20 protein-coding genes and 1 pseudogene are annotated in these 18996 nt (G+C 61.2%); 17 read left to right on the top strand and 4 right to left on the bottom strand.

Annotated elements, in window-relative coordinates; all coding sequences use genetic code 11:
• Positions 1-65: 65 nt before the first annotated feature.
• Positions 66-1031: a zinc-binding alcohol dehydrogenase family protein gene (locus tag GUC32_RS20215; RefSeq protein WP_049206141.1), complete on the top strand. Its 966-nt coding sequence runs from the start codon at positions 66-68 to the stop codon at positions 1029-1031.
• Positions 1032-1040: 9 nt separating this feature from the next.
• Here the strand turns inward: GUC32_RS20215 and GUC32_RS20210 are convergent, their stop codons facing one another.
• Genes GUC32_RS20210 through GUC32_RS20200 form a run of 3 tightly spaced genes read right to left on the bottom strand, consistent with a single transcriptional unit; the run spans position 1041 to position 3650 of the window.
• Complete coding sequence (locus GUC32_RS20210) at positions 1041-1568, bottom strand: GNAT family N-acetyltransferase (protein WP_369435784.1); 528 nt, start codon at positions 1566-1568, stop codon at positions 1041-1043.
• The gene (locus GUC32_RS20205; RefSeq protein WP_197791410.1) at positions 1568-2986 is read right to left on the bottom strand and encodes an ATP-binding protein; all 1419 of its coding nucleotides are present in this window, start codon (positions 2984-2986) and stop codon (positions 1568-1570) included. The genes GUC32_RS20210 and GUC32_RS20205 overlap by 1 nt, the downstream gene beginning before the upstream one ends.
• Positions 2987-2990: 4 nt before the next feature.
• A complete protein-coding gene (locus tag GUC32_RS20200; RefSeq protein WP_025304145.1) occupies positions 2991-3650 on the bottom strand; it encodes a response regulator in 660 nt (219 codons plus the stop codon).
• A 189-nt stretch (positions 3651-3839) separates the two neighbouring features.
• On the opposite strand from GUC32_RS20200, the gene GUC32_RS20195 reads away from it, so the two are divergent.
• The 4 genes from GUC32_RS20195 to GUC32_RS20180 all read left to right on the top strand — a co-directional run bounded on the left by GUC32_RS20195 (position 3840) and on the right by GUC32_RS20180 (position 5596).
• Entirely contained in the window at positions 3840-4073 is a 234-nt protein-coding gene (locus GUC32_RS20195; protein ID WP_089196238.1) for a hypothetical protein, read from the top strand.
• 96 nt (positions 4074-4169) lie between these two features.
• A complete protein-coding gene (locus GUC32_RS20190) occupies positions 4170-4916 on the top strand; it encodes an SDR family oxidoreductase (protein ID WP_127146808.1) in 747 nt (248 codons plus the stop codon).
• Positions 4917-4992: 76 nt separating this feature from the next.
• Complete coding sequence (locus GUC32_RS20185; protein WP_369435400.1) at positions 4993-5316, top strand: BrnT family toxin; 324 nt, start codon at positions 4993-4995, stop codon at positions 5314-5316.
• Complete coding sequence (locus GUC32_RS20180) at positions 5279-5596, top strand: BrnA antitoxin family protein (protein ID WP_033639455.1); 318 nt, start codon at positions 5279-5281, stop codon at positions 5594-5596. Before GUC32_RS20185 ends, GUC32_RS20180 begins: the two co-directional genes overlap by 38 nt.
• Positions 5597-5820: 224 nt before the next feature.
• Here the strand turns inward: GUC32_RS20180 and GUC32_RS20175 are convergent, their stop codons facing one another.
• On the bottom strand, positions 5821-6465 hold the full coding sequence (locus GUC32_RS20175) for a GntR family transcriptional regulator (protein ID WP_169540627.1): 645 nt from the start codon (positions 6463-6465) through the stop codon (positions 5821-5823).
• 162 nt (positions 6466-6627) lie between these two features.
• On the opposite strand from GUC32_RS20175, the gene GUC32_RS20170 reads away from it, so the two are divergent.
• The 12 genes and pseudogenes from GUC32_RS20170 to rbsK all read left to right on the top strand — a co-directional run bounded on the left by GUC32_RS20170 (position 6628) and on the right by rbsK (position 18960).
• Positions 6628-7341 carry a DUF2848 domain-containing protein gene (locus tag GUC32_RS20170; RefSeq protein WP_025304139.1) on the top strand — a complete coding sequence of 238 codons (714 nt, stop codon included), beginning with the start codon at positions 6628-6630 and terminating at the stop codon, positions 7339-7341.
• On the top strand, positions 7341-8687 hold the full coding sequence (locus tag GUC32_RS20165; protein WP_369435399.1) for an amidase: 1347 nt from the start codon (positions 7341-7343) through the stop codon (positions 8685-8687). Before GUC32_RS20170 ends, GUC32_RS20165 begins: the two co-directional genes overlap by 1 nt.
• Before the next feature lie 49 nt (positions 8688-8736).
• Positions 8737-9390 (top strand): DUF4286 family protein, encoded by a 654-nt coding sequence (locus tag GUC32_RS20160; RefSeq protein WP_043142626.1) that lies wholly within the window; start codon positions 8737-8739, stop codon positions 9388-9390.
• Positions 9387-10710 (top strand): annotated as a pseudogene (locus GUC32_RS20155) (MFS transporter). Before GUC32_RS20160 ends, GUC32_RS20155 begins: the two are co-directional and overlap by 4 nt.
• A 311-nt stretch (positions 10711-11021) precedes the next feature.
• Positions 11022-11840 carry a DeoR/GlpR family DNA-binding transcription regulator gene (locus GUC32_RS20150; RefSeq protein WP_197837482.1) on the top strand — a complete coding sequence of 273 codons (819 nt, stop codon included), beginning with the start codon at positions 11022-11024 and terminating at the stop codon, positions 11838-11840.
• Positions 11841-11888: 48 nt separating this feature from the next.
• Positions 11889-12872 carry a substrate-binding domain-containing protein gene (locus tag GUC32_RS20145; RefSeq protein ID WP_025304134.1) on the top strand — a complete coding sequence of 328 codons (984 nt, stop codon included), beginning with the start codon at positions 11889-11891 and terminating at the stop codon, positions 12870-12872.
• A gap of 2 nt (positions 12873-12874) precedes the next feature.
• Complete coding sequence (locus GUC32_RS20140; protein ID WP_197837481.1) at positions 12875-14392, top strand: sugar ABC transporter ATP-binding protein; 1518 nt, start codon at positions 12875-12877, stop codon at positions 14390-14392.
• Entirely contained in the window at positions 14385-15371 is a 987-nt protein-coding gene (locus tag GUC32_RS20135) for an ABC transporter permease (protein WP_043142614.1), read from the top strand. The genes GUC32_RS20140 and GUC32_RS20135 overlap by 8 nt, the downstream gene beginning before the upstream one ends.
• A 10-nt stretch (positions 15372-15381) precedes the next feature.
• A complete protein-coding gene (locus tag GUC32_RS20130; protein ID WP_197837480.1) occupies positions 15382-16416 on the top strand; it encodes an ABC transporter permease in 1035 nt (344 codons plus the stop codon).
• A gap of 30 nt (positions 16417-16446) precedes the next feature.
• Positions 16447-17118: a D-allulose 6-phosphate 3-epimerase gene (gene alsE, locus GUC32_RS20125; protein WP_197837479.1), complete on the top strand. Its 672-nt coding sequence runs from the start codon at positions 16447-16449 to the stop codon at positions 17116-17118.
• A 10-nt stretch (positions 17119-17128) separates the two neighbouring features.
• Complete coding sequence (alsK, locus tag GUC32_RS20120) at positions 17129-18037, top strand: allose kinase (protein ID WP_197837478.1); 909 nt, start codon at positions 17129-17131, stop codon at positions 18035-18037.
• Positions 18034-18960: a ribokinase gene (gene rbsK / locus GUC32_RS20115; protein ID WP_025304128.1), complete on the top strand. Its 927-nt coding sequence runs from the start codon at positions 18034-18036 to the stop codon at positions 18958-18960. The genes alsK and rbsK overlap by 4 nt, the downstream gene beginning before the upstream one ends.
• The last annotated feature ends 36 nt before the right edge of the window (positions 18961-18996 follow it).

Here is an 18996-nt window from a genome sequence, read left to right as displayed (position 1 = left end):
GTGTCCCTTTTTATTTTATAGCGGCCTATTCTTTCCTGTACGTTCCCACGATTTAAGGAGTCACCATGCAAGCGGCAATCGTAACAGCGCTGGGGCAAGCCCCGGTTTTCGGCACTTTTGAGGAGCCCCAGGCGCAGGCGAATGAAGTGCCGATCGACGTTCTGGCGGCCGGCATCAAACAGCTGGATCGCGCCACCGTCGCCGGCACCCACTATTCCAGCCCGAAGCAATTGCCAATTGTGCCCGGTACCGACGGCGTGGGCCGTACGGCGGACGGAAAACGGGTGTACTTTGCCTCCTTCCGCCGTCCTTACGGTGCGATGGCTGAGCGCAGCGTCGCGTCATGGACGGTGCCGGTACCGGAGGCGGTGGATGACGCCACGGCGGCAGCGCTGATCAATCCGGCCTTCGCCGCCTGGCTGCCGTTGCGCTGGCGAGCGGATCTGCAGCCCGGTGAAACGGTGCTGATCATCGGCGCCACCGGCACCTCAGGCAAACTGGCGGTTGCCGCGGCGCGTCAGGCAGGGGCTGGGCGTATCGTTGCCGCCGGCCGTCGGCTGAGCGTGCTGGAGGCATTGGGCGTGGATGCCACGGTGGATCTGAGCCTGCAGGGCGAGGCGCTGACGCAGGCCTTCGCGGCAGCGGCGGGGCCGGGCGGTTATCAGGTGATCGTCGATTACATCTGGGGGCCGGCGACCGAAGCGCTGCTCGCGACGCTCAATAATCACGATCTCTCGTCTTACGCCGGCGGACGCGGCATTCGCCTGGTCAACGTCGGTTCGATGGCCGCGCCGGACATCCGGCTGCCGGCGGCGGTGCTGCGCAGCAACCAGCTGCAGATCCTCGGCAGCGGCACCGGCAACTTCCCGCCGATCCCGGAGATGCAGCGCTACGCGGCCGAGATTTTGGCGCTGGCGGCGACCGGAGCGCTCACTATCGAGACGCAGGAGCACGCGTTGGCGGAGATCGCCGAGGTGTGGGATCTGAACAAGAAAAGCGACGTGCGTTCGGTGATGCGCATCGCCCGTTAACCCCGGCCGCTAGCGGCACGGGCAGACCAGATGAATGTCTTCCGGCTCACGGGCGAACAATTCGGTATCCGGTTGTTCGATGAGCCGGCAACCCTGCGCCAGATAGAAGTCTACGGTGCTTTTGTTGGGAATGGAGGAGACATACAGCCCGGTGGCGCCGTCTTGCGCCGCCTGACGCAGGCAGAGCTGGAACAGCTGCCTGCCTAACCCCTGGCCGCGTTTGTGCGCGCTGACGTAAAAGAACAGCAGCTGGCGCAGATCCCGCTGTGGGCCGCGCGGTTCGGTGTCCAGCGCCGCCGCCGCCACGATCTCCTCGCCTTCGAACAGCGCGAAGAATGTCCCGCCGCGATCGAAGCAGGCTTCGTGGATCGGCGTATAGGTTTCCCGATCGTGCGGATCCCAGCCGCGCACGTCGTAGTAGTCCGGGTAGGCTTGCAGCTTGCCGTCCTGCAGGCGATACAGAGTGTCGATAATTTCGCTGCGGTCGATATCCCATAGCCGGTCGAGTTGCTGCCGTTGCAGCAGAACAGGGGCGATCATGGTCGTTGTTCCCTCTCAGTCTGCGGCCGATAACTTTCCGGCAAATCGATGATGAAGCCGATGCCGCGATCGTCAAGGCCTTCGGTGACGCGCAGCTGCGCGCCGATTTTGTCGGCCAGGTTTCGGGCGATGGCCAAGCCGAGCCCGCTGCCGGTTTGCTGCGTGCCGGGCACGCGGTAAAAGCGCTCAAACAGGCGGGAACGGTGTTCTTCGCTCACCCCCGGGCCGTTGTCGCGCAACGTAATATAGCAGCCGAGCGGCGCCAGCGAGCGGATATTGGCTTCGATACGGCTGCCGGGGGGCGCGTACTTGAGCGCATTGTCCAGCAGGTTGGTGAAGATGGCGATCAGCGCATGGCGATCGGTACTCACCACCACGTCCTCGCTGCCGTCGAGCGAGAGTTCCACATCCTTTTCCAGCGCATAGGGGACGTGCTGCGCGATGCATTTGCCGATCTCTGCGTAGATGTCCACCGCCTCAATTTTCAGTGGAAAATCTTCCGCCTCCAGCTTGGCCAGGTTGATCAGCTGGCGCGACAGCGATGCCGCGCGATCTAGCCCTTGCTGCATGTCGCCGATGATCTCCCGGCGCTCCTGCTGCTCGCCGACCTGGGTCAGCAGGTGCAGCTGTGCCAGCACGGCGGCGATCGGCGTGCGCAGCTCGTGCGCCGCATCGGCCATAAAGCGCTTCTCGCGCTGATTGGCGGCGTCGATGCGCGCCATCAGCTTGTTGACCTCCACCACCACCGGCCGGATTTCCTGATACTGCTCGCTGACGTTGATCGGCGACAGGTTGCCAGGCTGGCGATCGGAGATGGTGCGGGCGATCTGGCGCAGCGGCCGCAGGCTGAAATAGGCGGTGAACAGCAAGGTAACGATGATGGCTGCCAGAATGCCCAGCAGCGGTACGGCGGTGCTCTCCGCCGGGTTGCCGAACAGCGTGGTGCGATCGTTGAACGATTCGCCGACGATCACCCGGTACTGGTGCTTTTCGCTCCAGCTGCCGGCGAGATGCCAGTTGGCACCGGCGTAATTGACGGAGCCGGACAGCACCGAAGGCGGCAGGCGCAGCGGTTCTCCCTGCGTTTGCGAACTGTAAAGCACCCGGCTGTCCCGATCGTAAACCACAAACAGCGGGTGATAGTCGATTTCATCCTGCATGCCGTTATTGATGGAATCAATGTACATGCCTTCAATGGTCTTGATGATGCCGCGGTAATCGATATTGTCAGTGCCGGTTTCGTCGAGAATATTGGCGATGCCTGCAGCGACGATGCGTTGCTGGTTATCGAAATATTTCTCCATGTCGGGGTAATACCAATATTTCACCCAGGCGACGAGGATCCCCCACAATAATAAAATGGCCAGCACCTGAAAAATAATGGTACGCATAAAGAAGGATTTGAAACCGATCATTCCGCTACTCTTTCTTCAGCAAATAGCCAATGCCGCGTACGGTAATCACTCTTTCTTTACCGATTTTGCGCCGTAAATTATGCATGTGCACTTCCAGCGAGTTACTTTCCACGCTGTCGCCGTGGCCGAACAGCCGCTGTTCCAACACCGCTTTGCGCACCACGGTGCCGGCGCAGCGCATCAGTTCGTGCAGCAGGTGATACTCTTTTTTCGACAGCATCAGCAGTTCGTTATCCAGCATGACCTGATGGTTGACCGGATCGAGATACAGCGCGCCGAGGCTCCAGGTTTGAGAAGCGAAGCCCGCCATGCGCCGGTTAACCGCTTTGACGCGCGAGATGAGTTCGGGCAGCGCAAAGGGTTTGGCCAGAAAGTCGTCCGCGCCGGAGTCGAGGCTGTTCACCAAGCTTTCGATGCGGTCGCGAGCGGTCAGGATGATGATCGGAATATTTTGCCCGGCGGCGCGCCAGGCGATCAGCTTCTGCAAACCGTCGCCGTCCGGCAGCGTGAGATCCAACAGCATCAAATCGAACCCGCCGGGTGAAAGTTTATTTTCCGCGTCGGTGAGCAGGCGCACCCAGCACAAATTAAAGCCGGCCAGCTCCAATGCGCGGCACAGCGCCTTGCCTAATTGCAGGTCGTCTTCCACCAACAGTATGTTCACGTTATTTCCGCTGAGAGCCTTGAGTCGCGCTTATCTAACTATAACGCTGACGGGAAGACAACGGGGAAAACCGCTTTGCCTGCGCGTTCTTAAGCAAACCTTAATCTGGCTTTAATCTCGCGTTAAGGGAGCGGGGGGGAATTTCAGTTATTTTGCTGCCATTCGAAATCATGGCTGGGGGAGCGAAACATGCAGACTGAAGGTTTCCCGAACGCGGGCGCCCCGCGGCGGCTGATGTATGTAGGCGTGGCGACGTTGCTCGTTTTGTTGCTGTTGTCTTTTCGCGGCGATGCGCAGAGCCATAGCCACGGCGGCCATCATGCTTCCGCTTTGCAGCGGGTGCATCAGGCGGCGGCGACGGATGCTTACGGCTGCGCCAAGTCGCGCATTAAAAAGCAGCTGCGCCGCCTGGCTCAGCTTTGAAGCGGTTTTTAGGGAGCCGCTCTATACTCTGACGGGCATACGGGGCGCCTGCGCGCAGGCCGCTGTGTTGATATCGCTAACCAGAGAAAAAACAGTATGACGAAAGTGGCATTGGTGACCGGCGCAAGCCGGGGGATTGGCCGCGCGACCGCCTTGCTGCTGGCCCGGCAGGGCTATGCGGTGGGTGTGAATTACCGGCGTGACGAAAATGCGGCGCGCCAGGTGGTGGCGGAGATCGAGGCGCAGGGCGGTAAGGCGCTGGCGCTGCAGGCCGATGTGGCCGATGAAGCGCAGGTGATGGCGATGTTCAGGGCGCTGGATGCCGGGCTGGGCACGCTCAGCGCGCTGGTCAACAACGCCGGCATTCTGTTCCAGCAGGCGAACATTGAACAGTTGACCGCCGAGCGCATCAATCAGGTGCTCGGCACCAACGTCACCGGTTACTTCCTGTGTTGCCGCGAGGCGGTGAAACGCATGGCGCAGCGCCATGGCGGGCAGGGCGGTGCTATCGTCAACGTTTCCTCCGCGGCGTCCCGGTTGGGGGCCGCGGGGGAATACGTCGATTACGCCGCCTCGAAAGGCGCCGTCGATACCCTGACCATCGGGTTATCGCGCGAGGTGGCGGCGCAGGGCATCCGCGTCAACGGCGTACGGCCCGGATTCATCTATACCGAGATGCACGCCAGCGGCGGCGAGCCCGGCCGGGTGGATCGCGTGAAGGACAGTTTACCGATGCAGCGCGGCGGGCAGCCGCAGGAAGTGGCGGAGGCGATCGCTTGGCTGCTGTCTGACGCTGCGTCTTACGTGACCGGTACTTTTATCGAGGCAGCAGGCGGGCGTTGAATGCATGAGGGGGTTTTGACATCCCGTCGTGCGGAGTGTATTTTGATTAAATAACAATCAAAATGTAGTTACAAAAATGTATGTTTATTTTGAATGGAATCAGGATAAAAATCACAGCAAACAGCGTAAACACCGTGTCAGTTTTGAGATAGCGCAACGGGTTTTTCTGGATCCCAACCATTTGGCTGTGCTGGAAAGGATCGAGGATGGAGAAGAACGTTGGCAAACGATCGGTATGGTCGGATCCTGTTTGCTGTTGCTGGTGGCACATACGACGATCGAAACGGATGTCGAAGGCGATACCGTCGAGATCGTGCGTATCATTTCAGCACGCAAGGCCGATGCCAAAGAGAGGGGAAGATATGAAGCGCAAAAATTCCGCCAAAAATCTGGCCCATAGCGTACTCCCGCCGTTGACGGAGGAGCAGAAAGCGCAAATTGCTTCACTGAATGCGTTGCCGGACGAGGACATCGATTATGCCGATGCGCCGGCGCTGGGGGAAGAAACGTGGCAGACTGCGGTTCAGGGGCGTTTTTATAAGCCGATGAAAGTATCAAAAACCATCCGAATCGATGCGGATGTGTTGGCTTGGCTTCAGCGGCCAGGCAAAGGCTATCAGAAACGCCTGAACGCCGTGTTGCGTGAGGCGATGTTGAAAGAGCATGAGCACGAAGAATAATGTGTGTCAGGCGGCTAACGATCCGGTGAGATTCTCACCGGATTTTTTTGCTGTTTTTTAAGGCAACGCCTACCAACGTCGGCCACCTCTCGATGGAGCTCGATCAAAACTATAAAAACGGTCATTCCGCGGAGCGTGAAATGTGACCGTTTACCGTTTATCTCCTGCTCATCGGCAGAACAGGGTCATCATAACTATTCCCGGTAATATCCTGCGCCGCGGGGTTACCCGTCGTGCAGCAGCGCAGTGCGGAATGACAGGATATGCGCCTGCGCGGCCTCGGCGGCGGCGGCGCTGTCTTGTGCGGCCAGCGCGGCGATAATTGCCCGGTGTTCGTCGATCACTTCGCGCATATGCCCTTCCCGCGACAGGGTGCTGGCCCAAAAACGCTGCGCCCTGGCGTGCAGTACACTCAGGATATCCGCCAGCATGTTATTGCCGGCGATCTGCGCCAGTTCCTGGTGAAATTCATGATCGAGTGTCATCATGCGCACCCTATCTCGCTCCTGGCTCGCGGCTTCGATTTGCCGATTGAGTTCGGTCAGCGTTGCTATCTGCCTCTCGGTAATCTTCTGGCTTGCCAGCCGCATACACAGCATCTCGTTAGCCAGCCTTACTTCGATCAATTCCAACGCATCGTCCATCGACAACGGTGAAACCATCACGCCCTTGCGCGGGATGACCTGCAATAACCCCTCGTTGGCCAAGCGGTGGATTGCCTGATTGATCGGCGTTCTCCCCATATCCAGGTCGTTCATCACCTGCGCGGTATTGAGATATTCGCCCGGCTTGTAGCTGAGTGTGACCAGCGCCTGTTTGAAACGCCGGTAGGCCAGCTCGTTCAGTGACACGCCGGCTTCTTCCGTCATCGGGCGCTGCGGGCTTTCTGCGTCAACAGTCTTCACGTTTTGCTCCTGCAAGAAGAAAGTTTTTAGACATAGTACACAAAAACATGGCATGGAAATCGCTTATTTGGTAACTAAAGATATAGTGAAATTTCACAGTATTTTAACAAAAGGGGCGAAACTGCCATGAGACTGACCTTCACTTTACCTGAATCCTGCGGCGCGGCGACGTTGAATGTTGAGATTGATCATCTGGTGATCGCCGGTTGGACCGGACGCGATCGCGAGGCGATCTTGCACCATATTCGTGAATTGGCCGAGCTGGGCGTGCCCCAGCCCAGTGCAATCCCCCTGTTTTACCGCGTTGCCGCCAATCAGTTGAGCCAGCAAGAGACCATTGAAGTCATTGGCAACGCGACGTCCGGCGAAGTGGAACCGCTGATTTTTGCCCACCGCGGCGAACTGTTCGTGTCATTGGCGTCCGATCACACCGATCGTCAACTCGAAGCGCACAGCGTGGCGCTGTCGAAACAGATTTGCGTTAAACCGGTGGCGCGAGCCGCCTGGCCGCTCCAGGAGGTGTTGGAACATTGGGACAGTTTGATCTTGCGTTCGTGGATCAGGGAAGAGGGCGAATGGCGATTGTATCAACAGGGCTGCCTTGCCGCGTTGCGTACGCCCGGTGATTTGCTGGAACGTTACTTCACCGGTATGCAGCCGCCGGAGTGCGGGCTGGCGCAGCCGCAAACGCCCGACGGGTTGGCGATGACTTGCGGCACGGTGGCGGCGATCGGCGGCATTCGACCGGCTGGCGAGTTTCGCATGGAACTGGTGGACGACGTGCTCGGGCGAACCATCAGTCATCGCTACCGCAGCATCGAACTGCCGGTGGTGGCGTAATGAAAAAGCTGACTTTGATGCAGGCCACCGCCGGGCTGGCTAGCGGTGAGTTCACCGCAGTGCAACTCACCACCGCCGCTTTGGCGCAGATCGTCGATGAGCGGGGAGAGGGGGGGCGCGCGTTTACGCGAACATACACCGAGTGGGCGCAACGGCAAGCGCAGGCCTCCGATCGGCGACGCGCCGCCGGCTCGCCTCTGTCAGCGCTGGATGGCGTGCCGATCTCGGTCAAGGATCTGTTTGACGTGGCCGGTGAGGTGACCACGGCCGGTTCGCGCGTATTAGCGGACGCGCCAGCCGCTGAAAAACACGCTGCGGTAGTGGAACGGCTGTTGCAAGCCGGCGCGGTGGTGGTTGGCAAAACGACGATGACGGAGTTCGCCTATTCCGGTCTGGGCATCAATCCGCATTACGGGACGCCGGCCAATCCTTGGGAGCGCCAGGCGGCGCGCATTCCCGGCGGCTCCTCTTCCGGTGCGGCGGTGGCGGTGGCCGACGGCATGTGCCAGGGCGCGATTGGCAGCGATACCGGCGGGTCGGTACGCATTCCCGCCGCGCTGTGCGGGTTGACCGGTTATAAACCCACTGCACGGCGCATCAATGACGCTGGCTTACTGCCGCTGTCGCCTTCGCTGGATTCGATCGGCGTGATCGCTCATGACGTCGCCAGCTGTATTGCGCTGGATGCACTGATTGCCGACTGTCCGCTGCGGGTGCCGCAAAAAACGTTGGCGCAGGCGCATTTTGCCGTGCCGCAAGCGGTGGTGCTGGATGAACTGCAGCCGGAAGTTGCCGGGGCGTTCCAGCGCAGCCTGCAATGCCTGAGTCAGGCAGGCGCACGTATTGAATTGATCCCCGCCACGGCGTTCGCCGAGCTGGCGGCGATCAATGCCGATGGCGGTTTCACCGCGCTGGAGTCCTGGCGCTGGCATCAAGCGTTGATCGCTGAACGGGCCGATGGCTATGACCCAAGGGTGCTGTCGCGCATTCGCCGCGGTGCATCCTTGGGCGATGCTGAGCTGCAGCTGTTGCAGCGACAACGTGCCGACTGGCAGCGGCGAGTTACGGCGGCGCTGCAGAGTTTTGACGCTTTGCTGATGCCGACCGTGCCGCTGATTGCGCCAACTATCGGCGAGCTGGCGGCGGATGATGCCTACTTCCGTTGCAACGGACTGATGCTGCGCAATCCCGCGATCATCAATTTCCTCGACGGTTGCGCGTTGTCCTTGCCTTGCCAACAGCCTGGAGAGGCGCCGGTCGGACTGATGCTGGCTGGGTTGCCGATGCGTGATGAGGTGTTGTTGGGGTGGGCGCTGGCGATCGAGCGCTGCCTCGCCGACGCGTGATTTTCCGGTGGGCGCAGGCCTGCCTTTTGAGATGACCAGGAGAATATTCATGAACGATTCCCAGAACGGAATGCTGTTTGTCGCGACGGATGTCGCCACGCAGGATGATGCGGATTTTAATCGCTGGTATGACCGCGAACATGTGGAGGAGCGAGTGCGGGTGCCCGGCTTTTTATCCGGCACACGCTATCGGGCATTGCAGGGGGGGCGTCAATATTTGGGGTTGTATAAAACCGAATCGTTGGCCAGTTTTACCTCTGAAGCCTATCGCGCCGCGTTTCAACACCAAACGCCATGGTCGGTGGCGAGCCTGGAGAAAATGCGAGATCCAATGCGCAGAGTGTGTGCGGTGGAGGCGGTCACTGGCCAAGGGTGCGGCAGTCATCTCTGTATCTTCGTGCTGCCGTCGGCGGCATCGGAAGCGCTGCATGCCCGCATCTTGCAACTGGGCGCGCAGCTGGCTGAACAGCCTGGATTCGTGCGCAGCAGCCTGTTGACGCCGGATGCCGAACTCAGTTCCCCGCTGCCGAAAGAATCGCGAGAAAACCGCCGAATGTTGCCGATGCTATTGATCGAAAGCAGCGACGCCGAAGCCGGCCTGCGTTTAAGCGAGCAGGCCGCTGAAGCGCTGAACATGCCCGCCGCCGATGCCTGGCATTATGCCCTTGGCTGGCAACTGACTGCACAGGAGCTGACATCATGAATGCATACACCACTGAAACGGCACAGGTTGCCGCACCGGCCGCAGAAAGTGCCGCCGCAACGCCCAATACCGGCACTTGCGGCGGCCAGCTCGATCGGTACGGCGCTGGAATGGTACGATTTCACCGTCTACAACATCATGGCCGCGTTGATTTTCAACCATGTATTCTTCCCATCGTTCGATCCACTGGTGGGCACGATTCTGGCTTTCTCCACTTACGCGGTGGGCTATGTTTCCCGGCCGATCGGTGGCATCTTATTCGGCCACCTTGGCGATGTGTTGGGACGGCGCTTTGTACTGGTCACCACGCTGGTGATCATGGGCGTGACCACGGCGTTGATGGGGTTGCTGCCCGGCTACGCCAGCTGGGGGATTTGGAGCCCACTGCTGCTGGTGACGCTGCGCTTTATTCAGGGCATTGCGCTGGGCGGAGAATGGGCGGGTGCGGTACTGTTGTCGATGGAACACGGTAAGCCGCATCAGCGCGGGCGCAACGCGTCCTTTGCTCAGGTAGGGCCGTCCTGCGGTTCGTTGATCGGCACAGGCCTCATTACGCTGGTGACGTTGGCGATGTCGGCGGACGATTTTCAGCAATGGGGCTGGCGGATTCCGTTCCTGCTGAGTCTGGTGCTGGTCATCTTCGGTTTGTGGCTGCGTCGGGGTGTGGGTGAGACGCCGGCATTTTTGCAACTGGAGGCGTCGAAAGATGTTACGCAGTCGCCGGTGCGCGAAGTCTTCACGCAGCACATGCGTCCGCTGCTGATCGCCGGCGGATCGCGTATCGGCTCTGACGTGCTCTATGCGTTGGTGGTCGTGTTCACGTTGACCTACGTCACCACCGTGCTGAATCTGCCGCGCCCGCTGGCGCTGGGTGCCACCATGCTGGGGGCGATAGGCAACGCCGTCGCAGTACCGCTGTTTGGCGCGTTGTCGGATCGCTTCGGCCGTCGTCCGGTGTATATCGGCGGTGCATTGGCGGCGATAGTGTGGGCGTTTGCGTTCTTCGTCCTGCTCGACAGCAGTCAACCGGTGTTGATCTGCATGGCTGTGGTGATTGGGCTGTTGATCCATGCGGCGATGTATGGGCCACAGGCGGCATTCATCACGGAACAGTTCCCGACACGGGTGCGTTATGCCGGCTCTTCGTTAGCCTATACCTTGGCGGGGATTATCGGTGGCGGCTTTGCCCCGCTGATCATCACTTCTCTGTTTAAATCTTACGACAGCACGCTGGCGATTTCCGCCTATGTTGCGTTGGCTCTGCTTATCACACTTTGGGCGGTATGGGCGGCGCGGGAAACGGCGCATAAGCCGCTGTAAATAGAACGCCGGGCTACTTTGGGGCCGGCGCTCGGTCAAAACCACACAAACGGTCATTAACGGTCATGCTGCGGAACGTGGAATTGTGACCGTTTACCGTTTCTCTCCTGTCTGCCTCAGGCGCTCGCGCATCATAACTGTCTGTTACTCCACACTTTCGTAATTATTCATTTCATTTCCTTCCCGATTTTTTTGACAACTATCACAGCGCGATCGTTGACCGACCGCGGGGCGATGCGCTTTGCGTCTGCGCGCAAAACGCGGCGCGGCAAATCGATATCGTAATCATCGTCGTGGAGGAGAAAAGAAACATGCTGCCTGTAGAACGTCATCGCTTTATTACCGAAGTCTTGAGCCAGCGCGGCCGCGTGATGGTGCAGGAGGTGGCGCAGCTGTGCCAGATCTCTATCGAGACGGCGCGGCGTGATCTGGCCCTGCTGGAACGGCGCGGCCTGCTGCTGCGCAGCCACGGCGGCGCGGTGTTCGTCGAGCCGCCGGCGGTGGAAAAAACCTATGTGCCTGCCGAGATAGATCAGGGGGAGTCCTTCCGCCAGCGCAGCAATGAGTCGCCGGAGCAGAAGACGCGCATCGCCAAACGCGCGCTGGAGTTTATCGCGCCCGGGGATTGCCTGCTGCTGGACAGCAGCTCCACCAGCTGGTTTTTGGCGCGCCAGCTGCCGGATATCTCGCTGGTGGTGCTGACCAACTCGCTGCACATCATCCAGACGCTGGCCTGCAAGGCCAACGTGCGCACCATCGGGCTGGGGGGCGAGTATTCCGCCAAGTACGAGGATTTTATCGGCGTGCTGGCGGAGCAGATGCTGAAAGAGTTCGTGATCAACAAGCTGTTTTTCTCCTGCCACGGCATTTGCCAGGACGGCGGCATCCGCGAGAGCAATGAGCACCATGCGCGGCTGAAGCAACAGATGCTGCTGGCCTCGGAGCGCAAGTTCCTGCTGGTGGACAGCAACAAGTTCGGCCGCCGCTCGTTCGCTCGCATTTGCCATTACCGGGAAATAGATACGCTGATCACCGACAGGCTTGGCGACGACGAGTTTCGTCAGGAATTGGCCTGGAATAACGTCGACGTGATTGAAGTTTCAGCCGCCGCGAAAAGGGCGGCGCGATAACAACAACGAAAACCTTTTATTACAGCCAACACTTGTGGAGAGAGAACAATGAAAAAATCCGTACTGGTCGGTCTGTTTGCCTCGCTGCTGCTGTCGGTCTCCGCGCAGGCGGCGGACAAGCTGAAAATGGGCGTGGTGGTGAAGATCGGCGGCATTCCCTGGTTCAACGCCATGGAGGCCGGTATCAAAAGCGAGAGCGCCAAACGCGGCATCGACGCCTGGATGGTCGGGCCGACGGCGGCGGATCCGGCGCTGCAGGTGCGCGCCATCGAGGATCTGATCGCGCAGAAGGTGGACATTATCGGCGTGGTGCCGAACGACGCCCGGGTGCTGGAGCCGGTGCTCAAGCGCGCGCAGGAAGCGGGCATCAAGGTGATCGTGCACGAATCCCCCGGCCAGAAGTACGCCGACTGGGATTTTGAGCTGGTGGACGCCTCGCAGCACGGGGTCAACCACATGAAAGCGCTGGCCGCCTGCATGAAAGAGCAGGGCAAGTATGCGGTGTATGTCGGCAGCCTGACGGTGCCGCTGCACATCACCTGGTCGGACTCGGCCATCAACTACCAGAAGCAGCACTACCCGAACATGCAGCTGGTGGGCGACAAGTTCGGCGTGGGGGAATCGCTGGATGACAGTGTGCGCACCACCAACGATCTGATGGCCAAATATCCCGATCTGAAAGGCGTGCTGGCGTTCGGTTCGCAGGGGCCGATCGGCGCCGGGCGCGCGGTGCTCAACCGCGGCAAAAGCAACGATATCTGCGTCATTGGGCCGTTCAGCCCAGGCCAGGGCGCTTCGCTGGTCAATCGCGGCGCCATCAAGGGCGGTTATATCTGGAATCCGATGGTGGCCGGCGAAGTGTTCGTGCGCATCGCCGACATGATGCACAAAGGAGAAAAAATCACCGATGGCATGACCATCGAGGGCATGGGCAAGGTGCAGGTGGATGCGCAGCAGCACACTATTCTCGGCAACGCCACCGAAAGCCTGGATAAGCAAAACCTGCCGAAGCTGGTGAAAATGGGGCTGTAATCATGGCGATTTCCGGCAATACGGCAACGCAGGGTGCACCGCTGATCGCGTTGCAACAGCTGTCGATGACCTTCGGCGGGCAGCGAGCGCTGAACGATATCTCACTGGCGCTGATGCCGGGGGAGGTGCACTGCCTGGCCGGTACCAACGGCTGCGGCAAGAGCACGCTGATCAAGGCGATCGCCGGCGTGTATCAACCGGATGACGGCAGCCGCATTACCCTCGATGGGCAAACCTTCGGCCGGCTGTCGCCGGATCAGGCGCGCGCCTTCGGCATTCAGGTGATCTATCAGGATCTGTCGCTGTTTCCCAACCTGACGGTGGCGGAAAACATCGCCTTCGAGCACAACCTGCGCGGGCTGTTGGGGTGGCACCGGCCGGCGCGGCTGCGGCGCACCGCCGAGCGCCTGCTGCAGGAGCTGAGTTTTAATCTCGATCTCGACAAACGGGTGGCGGAGCTGCCGATTGCCCAGCGCCAGCAGGTGGCAATCTGCCGCGCGCTGGTGGCGGAAGCGCGGCTGGTGATCATGGATGAACCGACCGCCTCACTGACCCGCACCGAGGTCAATCAGCTGCTGCGCACGGTGGATTACCTGAAAGCGAAAGGCATCTGCGTGGTGTTCGTCAGCCACCGGCTGGACGAGGTGCTGGAGATCTCGGATCGCGTCACGGTGATCCGCGATGGCAACAAGATCGGCACTTGGCCGGCGGCGGAGATCACCGGCGATCGCCTGACCGAGTTGATGACCGGCTTGAAGCTGGATTATCGCCTGAAGTCACCGAGCATGAATAAGGATCGGGTGATGCTGGAGGCGGATCGTCTCAGCCGCGCCGGGCAGTATCAGGACGTGAGCCTCCGCCTGCATCAGGGCGAGGTGCTCGGGCTGTGCGGACTGCTCGGCTCCGGGCGTACCGAGCTGGCGCTGAGCCTGTTCGGCATGACCCGCCCGGACAGCGGCAAGCTTTATCTCGACAGCAAACCGGTACGCTTTCGCGGCCATGAGGACGCCATCAAGGCCGGCATCGGTTACGTCTCGGAGGATCGCCTGACGCTGGGGCTGGTGCAGCAACAGTCGGTGGCGGATAACGCGGTGCTGACCATTCTCGATAAGCTGCGCGGGCGTTTTCGCCTGATCGACGATTACCGCAAGAATCGCATCGTCGCAGAATGGATTGCCAAACTCGGCGTGCGGGTGGCGGATCCGGATCAGGCGGTTTCGACGCTGTCCGGCGGTAATCAGCAAAAGATCGTGCTGGCCAAGTGGGTGCTGACCCAGCCGCGGATCCTGATCCTCGATTCGCCGACCGTTGGCGTCGACGTTGGCGCCAAGGCCAGCATCTACCAACTGATCCATCTGTTGGCGCAGGAAGGGATCGCCATTCTGCTGATCTCCGATGAAGTGCCGGAGGTGTATTACAACTGCGATCGGGTGCTGCACTTCAGCGGCGGCAGCGTGATCGGCGAATACCTGCCGGGGCAGGTGAGCCAGCAGCAGCTGGCGGAGGCGGTCAATGCGTAGATTCAGTCTGAAACCGCGCGGCAACGAAGGCTATCTGGCCTGGGTACTGCTGCTGACGGTCATCGTCTTTTCGCTGCTCAGCGATCGGTTTTTGACGGTGCAGAACCTGCTCGATCTTAGTGAAAGCTACGCGGTGAGCGGCATTTTCGCCCTCGGCCTGTTCGTGGTGCTGGTGACCGGCGGCATCGATATCTCCTTCGCCGCAGTCGCCTCGGTGGTGCAGTACCTGATCGCCACGCTGGCGACGCATTACGGCCTGGCCAGCCCGGCGGGCAGCATTTTGCTGGCGTTGGCGATCGGCGCCGCGCTGGGCATGGTCAACGCGCTGCTGATCTACTGCCTTCGCATCGTCTCGATCATTGTCACCATCAGCATGCAGGCGTTCTTGTTCGGCATGCTGATGTGGCTGACCAACGGCCGCAGTGTGTACGCATTGCCGGACTGGTGGACGTTGCCCCGCAGCGTGCTGCCGTTCCAACTGGGTGAGCAGAGCTATCAGCTCGGTTTGCCGACGCTGGTGATGCTGGCGGTGGCGCTGTTGACCTGGCTGCTGCTGAACAAAACGCACCTCGGGCGCCAGCTGTTTGCCGTCGGTGGCGATGCGGAATCGGCGCGGCGCATCGGCATCCGCGTCGGCCTGCTGCATCTGTTCGCCTATGGCTATCTGGGCGCGATGGCGGCGATCGGCGGCCTGGTGCAGGTGTACCGCATGGGGGAGGTGGTGCCCAACGCGCTGGTGGGCGGCGAGCTTGACGTGCTGGCGGCGGCGGTGCTGGGCGGCGCCAGCCTGAACGGCGGCAAGGGCAGCGTGGTCGGCACGCTGATGGGCGTGTTCCTGATCGGCGTGCTGAAAAACGGCCTCAACCTGATCGGCGTGTCCAGCTACTTCATGAACGTGGTGATCGGTCTGGTGATCGTCGCGGCGATCACCGTCACTCACTACAAGAAACGCAAAGAAACCGACGTTGGTTTCGCCTGAGGAGCGCTTGATGGGCAACAACCTGAAATTTCGTCCGGACGGGGCCGCCGTCGGTTTGCTGGCCTTGCTGCTGGCGGTGGTGCTCGCCTTCAGCCTGCTGATGCCGGGGCGCTTCTTCAGCGGCGCCACCTTCACCAGCGTGGCCTTCCAGCTGCCGGAGCTGGGCCTGCTGACGCTGGCGATGTTCATTCCGATCCTCAGCGGCGGCCTGAACCTGTGCATTATCGCCAGCGCCAACCTGACCAGCCTGCTGATGGCCTGGCTGTTCATCAGCTACCTGCCGGCGGACGCCGGGCTGGGCTTGCAGGCGCTGTGGCTGGCCTTGGCGCTGGTGGCGGCGATGCTGCTGGCCGGGCTTATCGGCGCGGCGACCGGCGCACTGGTGGCCTACGTCGGCGCGCACCCGATTCTGGTGACGCTGGCCACCATGACCACGGTCAACGGCATCGGCATCTACCTGACGCGCGGCGCAGCCCTGAGCGGCATGCCGGAGATCGTGCGGTTTATCGGCGCCGAGAGCGTGCTGGGCGTGCCGGTGCCACTGTGGATCTTCCTGGCGGTCGCCGCCTTGCTGGCGCTGTTCCTGCAGAAAACCCGGCTCGGCAAATGCATCTACATGAGCGGCAGCAACATCAACGCCACCCACTTCAGCGGCGTGAATACCCATCGGGTGCTGATCGCCATTTACACCCTCTCCAGCCTGCTGTGCGTCATTGCCGGGCTGGTGATGATGGCGCGCTTCAACTCGGCGCGCATGGGCTACGGCGACTCTTACCTGCTGCTGACGGTGCTGGCGATCATTCTGGGCGGCACCGATCCGTTCGGCGGTTTTGGCCGGGTCAGCGGCGTGGTGCTGGCGCTAATCGTGCTGCAGGTGATCGCGACCGGTTTGAATCTGATGAACGTCAGCCCGCATTTCAGTCTGGCGATGTGGGGCGCCGTGCTGATCGCGGTGCTGGCGCTGAAGTTTTTCCGGCATCGCTATCGGCAGCGGCGGGCGATGCGCCGCAGCGCGGCCCAGGCCAGAACCGCGGCGGGCCACTGATCCTTTTCCCTTTTGCGCAGGATAACGCTAATGAAATACCAGATTTCGCCTTCACTGATGTGCATGAACCTGATGGATATCCGCCAACAGTTGGCGGTGCTGAACCGCCGCGCCGATATGCTGCATATCGACATCATGGACGGACATTACGTTAAAAACATCACGCTGTCGCCGTTCTTTATCGAACAGATCCGCCCGCACACTTCGTTGTTGCTGGATGTGCATCTGATGGTGGAGAACCCGACCGACTTTATCGAGCCAATCGCCCGCGCCGGCGCGGACTTTATCTGCCCGCACGCTGAAACCATCAACCGCGACGCGTTTCGGGTGATCAATCAAATCCGCGCGCTGGGCAAAAAAGTGGGGGTGGTGCTGAACCCGGCCACGCCGGTGGAGTTTATTCGCCACTACCTTCACCTGCTGGACAAGGTCACCGTGATGACCGTCGATCCGGGCTATGCCGGGCAGCCGTTCATTCCCGAAATGCTGGAAAAGATCCGCCAATTGCGCGATCTGAAACGCCAGCAAAATCTGCGCTATCTGATCGAGATCGACGGATCCTGCAACCAGCGCACTTACCGCGATCTGATGGGCGCCGGTGCAGAAGTGTTGATCGTCGGCAGCTCCGGGCTGTTCAATCTCGATCCGGATCTGGAGACGGCATGGGAAAAAATGCTGGATCAGATGCGGCAGGCGGCCTGAGGCGGGGGACATGATGCGGTATTTTCTTGGCGTTGACGTCGGCGGCACCAATACCCGCCTGCTGTTGATGGATGATGAAGGTGAATTCAGCGGTTACCGCAAGTTAGCGACCGCCGACTGGGCGCGGCAGGCCGATCCGCTGGCGGCGTTGGGCCAGCTGATCGCCGGGCATTGCCAAGATCGTCAGGTGGCGCAGGTGATGCTGGGGCTGCCGGGGATCCTCAGTCGCGATCGCTCGCGGGTGCTGTCGCTGCCGTTTATCCCGGCGCTGGACGCCCAGCCGGTGGCGGCGCTGTTGGCCGATTTGTTGGCGTTGCCGGTGCGAATGGACAAGGACGTCAACCATCTGCTGTGGTGGGATTTGCAGCAGCTGCCGGCGCTGCCGCAGGTGGCGGTGGGGCTGTATCTGGGCACCGGCATGGGCAACAGCCTGTGGCTGAACGGCGATTTTTACCACGGGGCGCATGGCGCCGCCGGCGAGCTGGGGCACATTCCCTGGCCCGGCCATCAGGGCGAGTGCCCGTGCGGTAAACGGGGCTGCGTCGAGAGCCTGACTTCCGGCCATTGGCTGACCGGCTGGGCGCGCGCCAACGCGGCACAAACGCCGTTCGACCGGCTGTTTGAGCGCCACGGCGATCATCCGGATCTGCGGCGCTTCGTCGAACGATTGGCGCAGACCATCGCCATCGAAATGAACGTGCTCGATCCCCAGCGGCTGATCCTGGGCGGCGGCGTGATCGCCATGAGCGGTTTCCCGTTGGCGCACCTTGAGCAAGAGATTCGCCGTCATCTGCGCGGGCCGCAGCCGGCGCAGGGGCTGGCGATCTCCGTCAGCCGCCTGACCGATGAAACCGGCTGCAAAGGCGCCTGCCTGGCCGCCCGGCGCCACCTCCAATTGAGCAGGGAGTACCCGCAATGAAAGGCAAAGTCTGCGTGTTCGGTTCGTTCAACCTAGATATCGTCGCCGGCATGGCGCGCTTTCCGCAGCCCGGTGAATCGCTGATCGCCCGCAACAGCATGATGGGCGCGGGCGGTAAGGGCGCCAACCAGGCCACCGCCGCGCTGCGCGCTGGGGCGCGGGTGCATTATATCGGCAAGGTGGGGCGCGACGACTTCGGCACCTTCGCCCGGCGCCACCTCGCCGCCGCCGGTTTCGATGCGGTGACGCTGTTTTCGACCGGCGATTGCCCGACCGGCAATGCGCTTATCTATGTTGCCGGCGAGGAGGCGGAGAATATGATCGCCGTTGATCCCGGCGCCAACCTGACGGTCAGCGAAGACGAGGTGCGCCAGTGCCGCCCGGCGATCGCCGCGGCGGATATTCTGTTGACCCAGTTGGAGAACAACCTGCCGGCGATTGAGCAGGTGATCGCCATCGCCCGCGAAGCGCAAACGTTCATCATACTCAACCCGGCGCCGTTTCAGCCGGTGCCGGACAGCCTGTTGGCGCAGGTCGATCTGCTGACGCCCAACGCCACCGAGTGCACGTTGCTGACCGGCGTGCCGGTGCGCGATGTGGCTTCGGCACGCCAGGCGGCGCAGGTGTTGCACGCTAAGGGCATTCGTTTGCTGATCGTGACGTTGGGCACGCAGGGGGCGTTGTTCTCGGACGGGGAAAACAGCGAGCTGATCCCGGCGTTTCCGGCGCAGCCGAAAGACACCACCGGCGCGGGCGATGCGTTTAACGGCGCCCTGGCGGCGCAGCTGGCAAATCAGGTGCCGTTAGCCGATGCGGTGCGCTTTGCCGCCGCCTACGCATCGGTCTGCGTGGAACGGGCCGGGGCGGCGGGATCGATGCCGAGCTATGAGGAGGCGTTGGAACGCCAGCAGGCGTTCGCTTGACGAAGACGGGCTGCGGCCAAGAAGCGGCAGCCCGGT

This window comes from Serratia sp. NGAS9, assembly GCF_009905295.1.
Lineage (GTDB): Bacteria > Pseudomonadota > Gammaproteobacteria > Enterobacterales > Enterobacteriaceae > Serratia > Serratia bockelmannii.
The sequence above is the reverse complement of the archived record's forward strand: the minus strand, read 5'-3'. Positions and strand labels throughout refer to the sequence as shown.

Excerpts from the sequence above, each read along its gene's own strand:
- GUC32_RS20190 (WP_127146808.1), top strand. The coding sequence starts at position 4,170 with ATGACGAAAGTGGCATTGGTGACCGGCGCAAGCCGGGGGATTGGCCGC.
- GUC32_RS20215 (WP_049206141.1), top strand. The coding sequence starts at position 66 with ATGCAAGCGGCAATCGTAACAGCGCTGGGGCAAGCCCCGGTTTTCGGC.
- alsK (WP_197837478.1), top strand. The coding sequence starts at position 17,129 with ATGATGCGGTATTTTCTTGGCGTTGACGTCGGCGGCACCAATACCCGC.
- GUC32_RS20130 (WP_197837480.1), top strand. The coding sequence starts at position 15,382 with ATGGGCAACAACCTGAAATTTCGTCCGGACGGGGCCGCCGTCGGTTTG.
- GUC32_RS20180 (WP_033639455.1), top strand. The coding sequence starts at position 5,279 with ATGAAGCGCAAAAATTCCGCCAAAAATCTGGCCCATAGCGTACTCCCG.
- GUC32_RS20175 (WP_169540627.1), bottom strand. The coding sequence starts at position 6,465 with ATGACGGAAGAAGCCGGCGTGTCACTGAACGAGCTGGCCTACCGGCGT.
- GUC32_RS20195 (WP_089196238.1), top strand. The coding sequence starts at position 3,840 with ATGCAGACTGAAGGTTTCCCGAACGCGGGCGCCCCGCGGCGGCTGATG.
- GUC32_RS20185 (WP_369435400.1), top strand. The coding sequence starts at position 4,993 with ATGTATGTTTATTTTGAATGGAATCAGGATAAAAATCACAGCAAACAG.
- GUC32_RS20205 (WP_197791410.1), bottom strand. The coding sequence starts at position 2,986 with ATGATCGGTTTCAAATCCTTCTTTATGCGTACCATTATTTTTCAGGTG.
- alsE (WP_197837479.1), top strand. The coding sequence starts at position 16,447 with ATGAAATACCAGATTTCGCCTTCACTGATGTGCATGAACCTGATGGAT.
- GUC32_RS20150 (WP_197837482.1), top strand. The coding sequence starts at position 11,022 with ATGCTGCCTGTAGAACGTCATCGCTTTATTACCGAAGTCTTGAGCCAG.
- GUC32_RS20165 (WP_369435399.1), top strand. The coding sequence starts at position 7,341 with ATGAAAAAGCTGACTTTGATGCAGGCCACCGCCGGGCTGGCTAGCGGT.
- GUC32_RS20145 (WP_025304134.1), top strand. The coding sequence starts at position 11,889 with ATGAAAAAATCCGTACTGGTCGGTCTGTTTGCCTCGCTGCTGCTGTCG.
- GUC32_RS20135 (WP_043142614.1), top strand. The coding sequence starts at position 14,385 with ATGCGTAGATTCAGTCTGAAACCGCGCGGCAACGAAGGCTATCTGGCC.
- GUC32_RS20160 (WP_043142626.1), top strand. The coding sequence starts at position 8,737 with ATGAACGATTCCCAGAACGGAATGCTGTTTGTCGCGACGGATGTCGCC.
- GUC32_RS20170 (WP_025304139.1), top strand. The coding sequence starts at position 6,628 with ATGAGACTGACCTTCACTTTACCTGAATCCTGCGGCGCGGCGACGTTG.
- rbsK (WP_025304128.1), top strand. The coding sequence starts at position 18,034 with ATGAAAGGCAAAGTCTGCGTGTTCGGTTCGTTCAACCTAGATATCGTC.
- GUC32_RS20140 (WP_197837481.1), top strand. The coding sequence starts at position 12,875 with ATGGCGATTTCCGGCAATACGGCAACGCAGGGTGCACCGCTGATCGCG.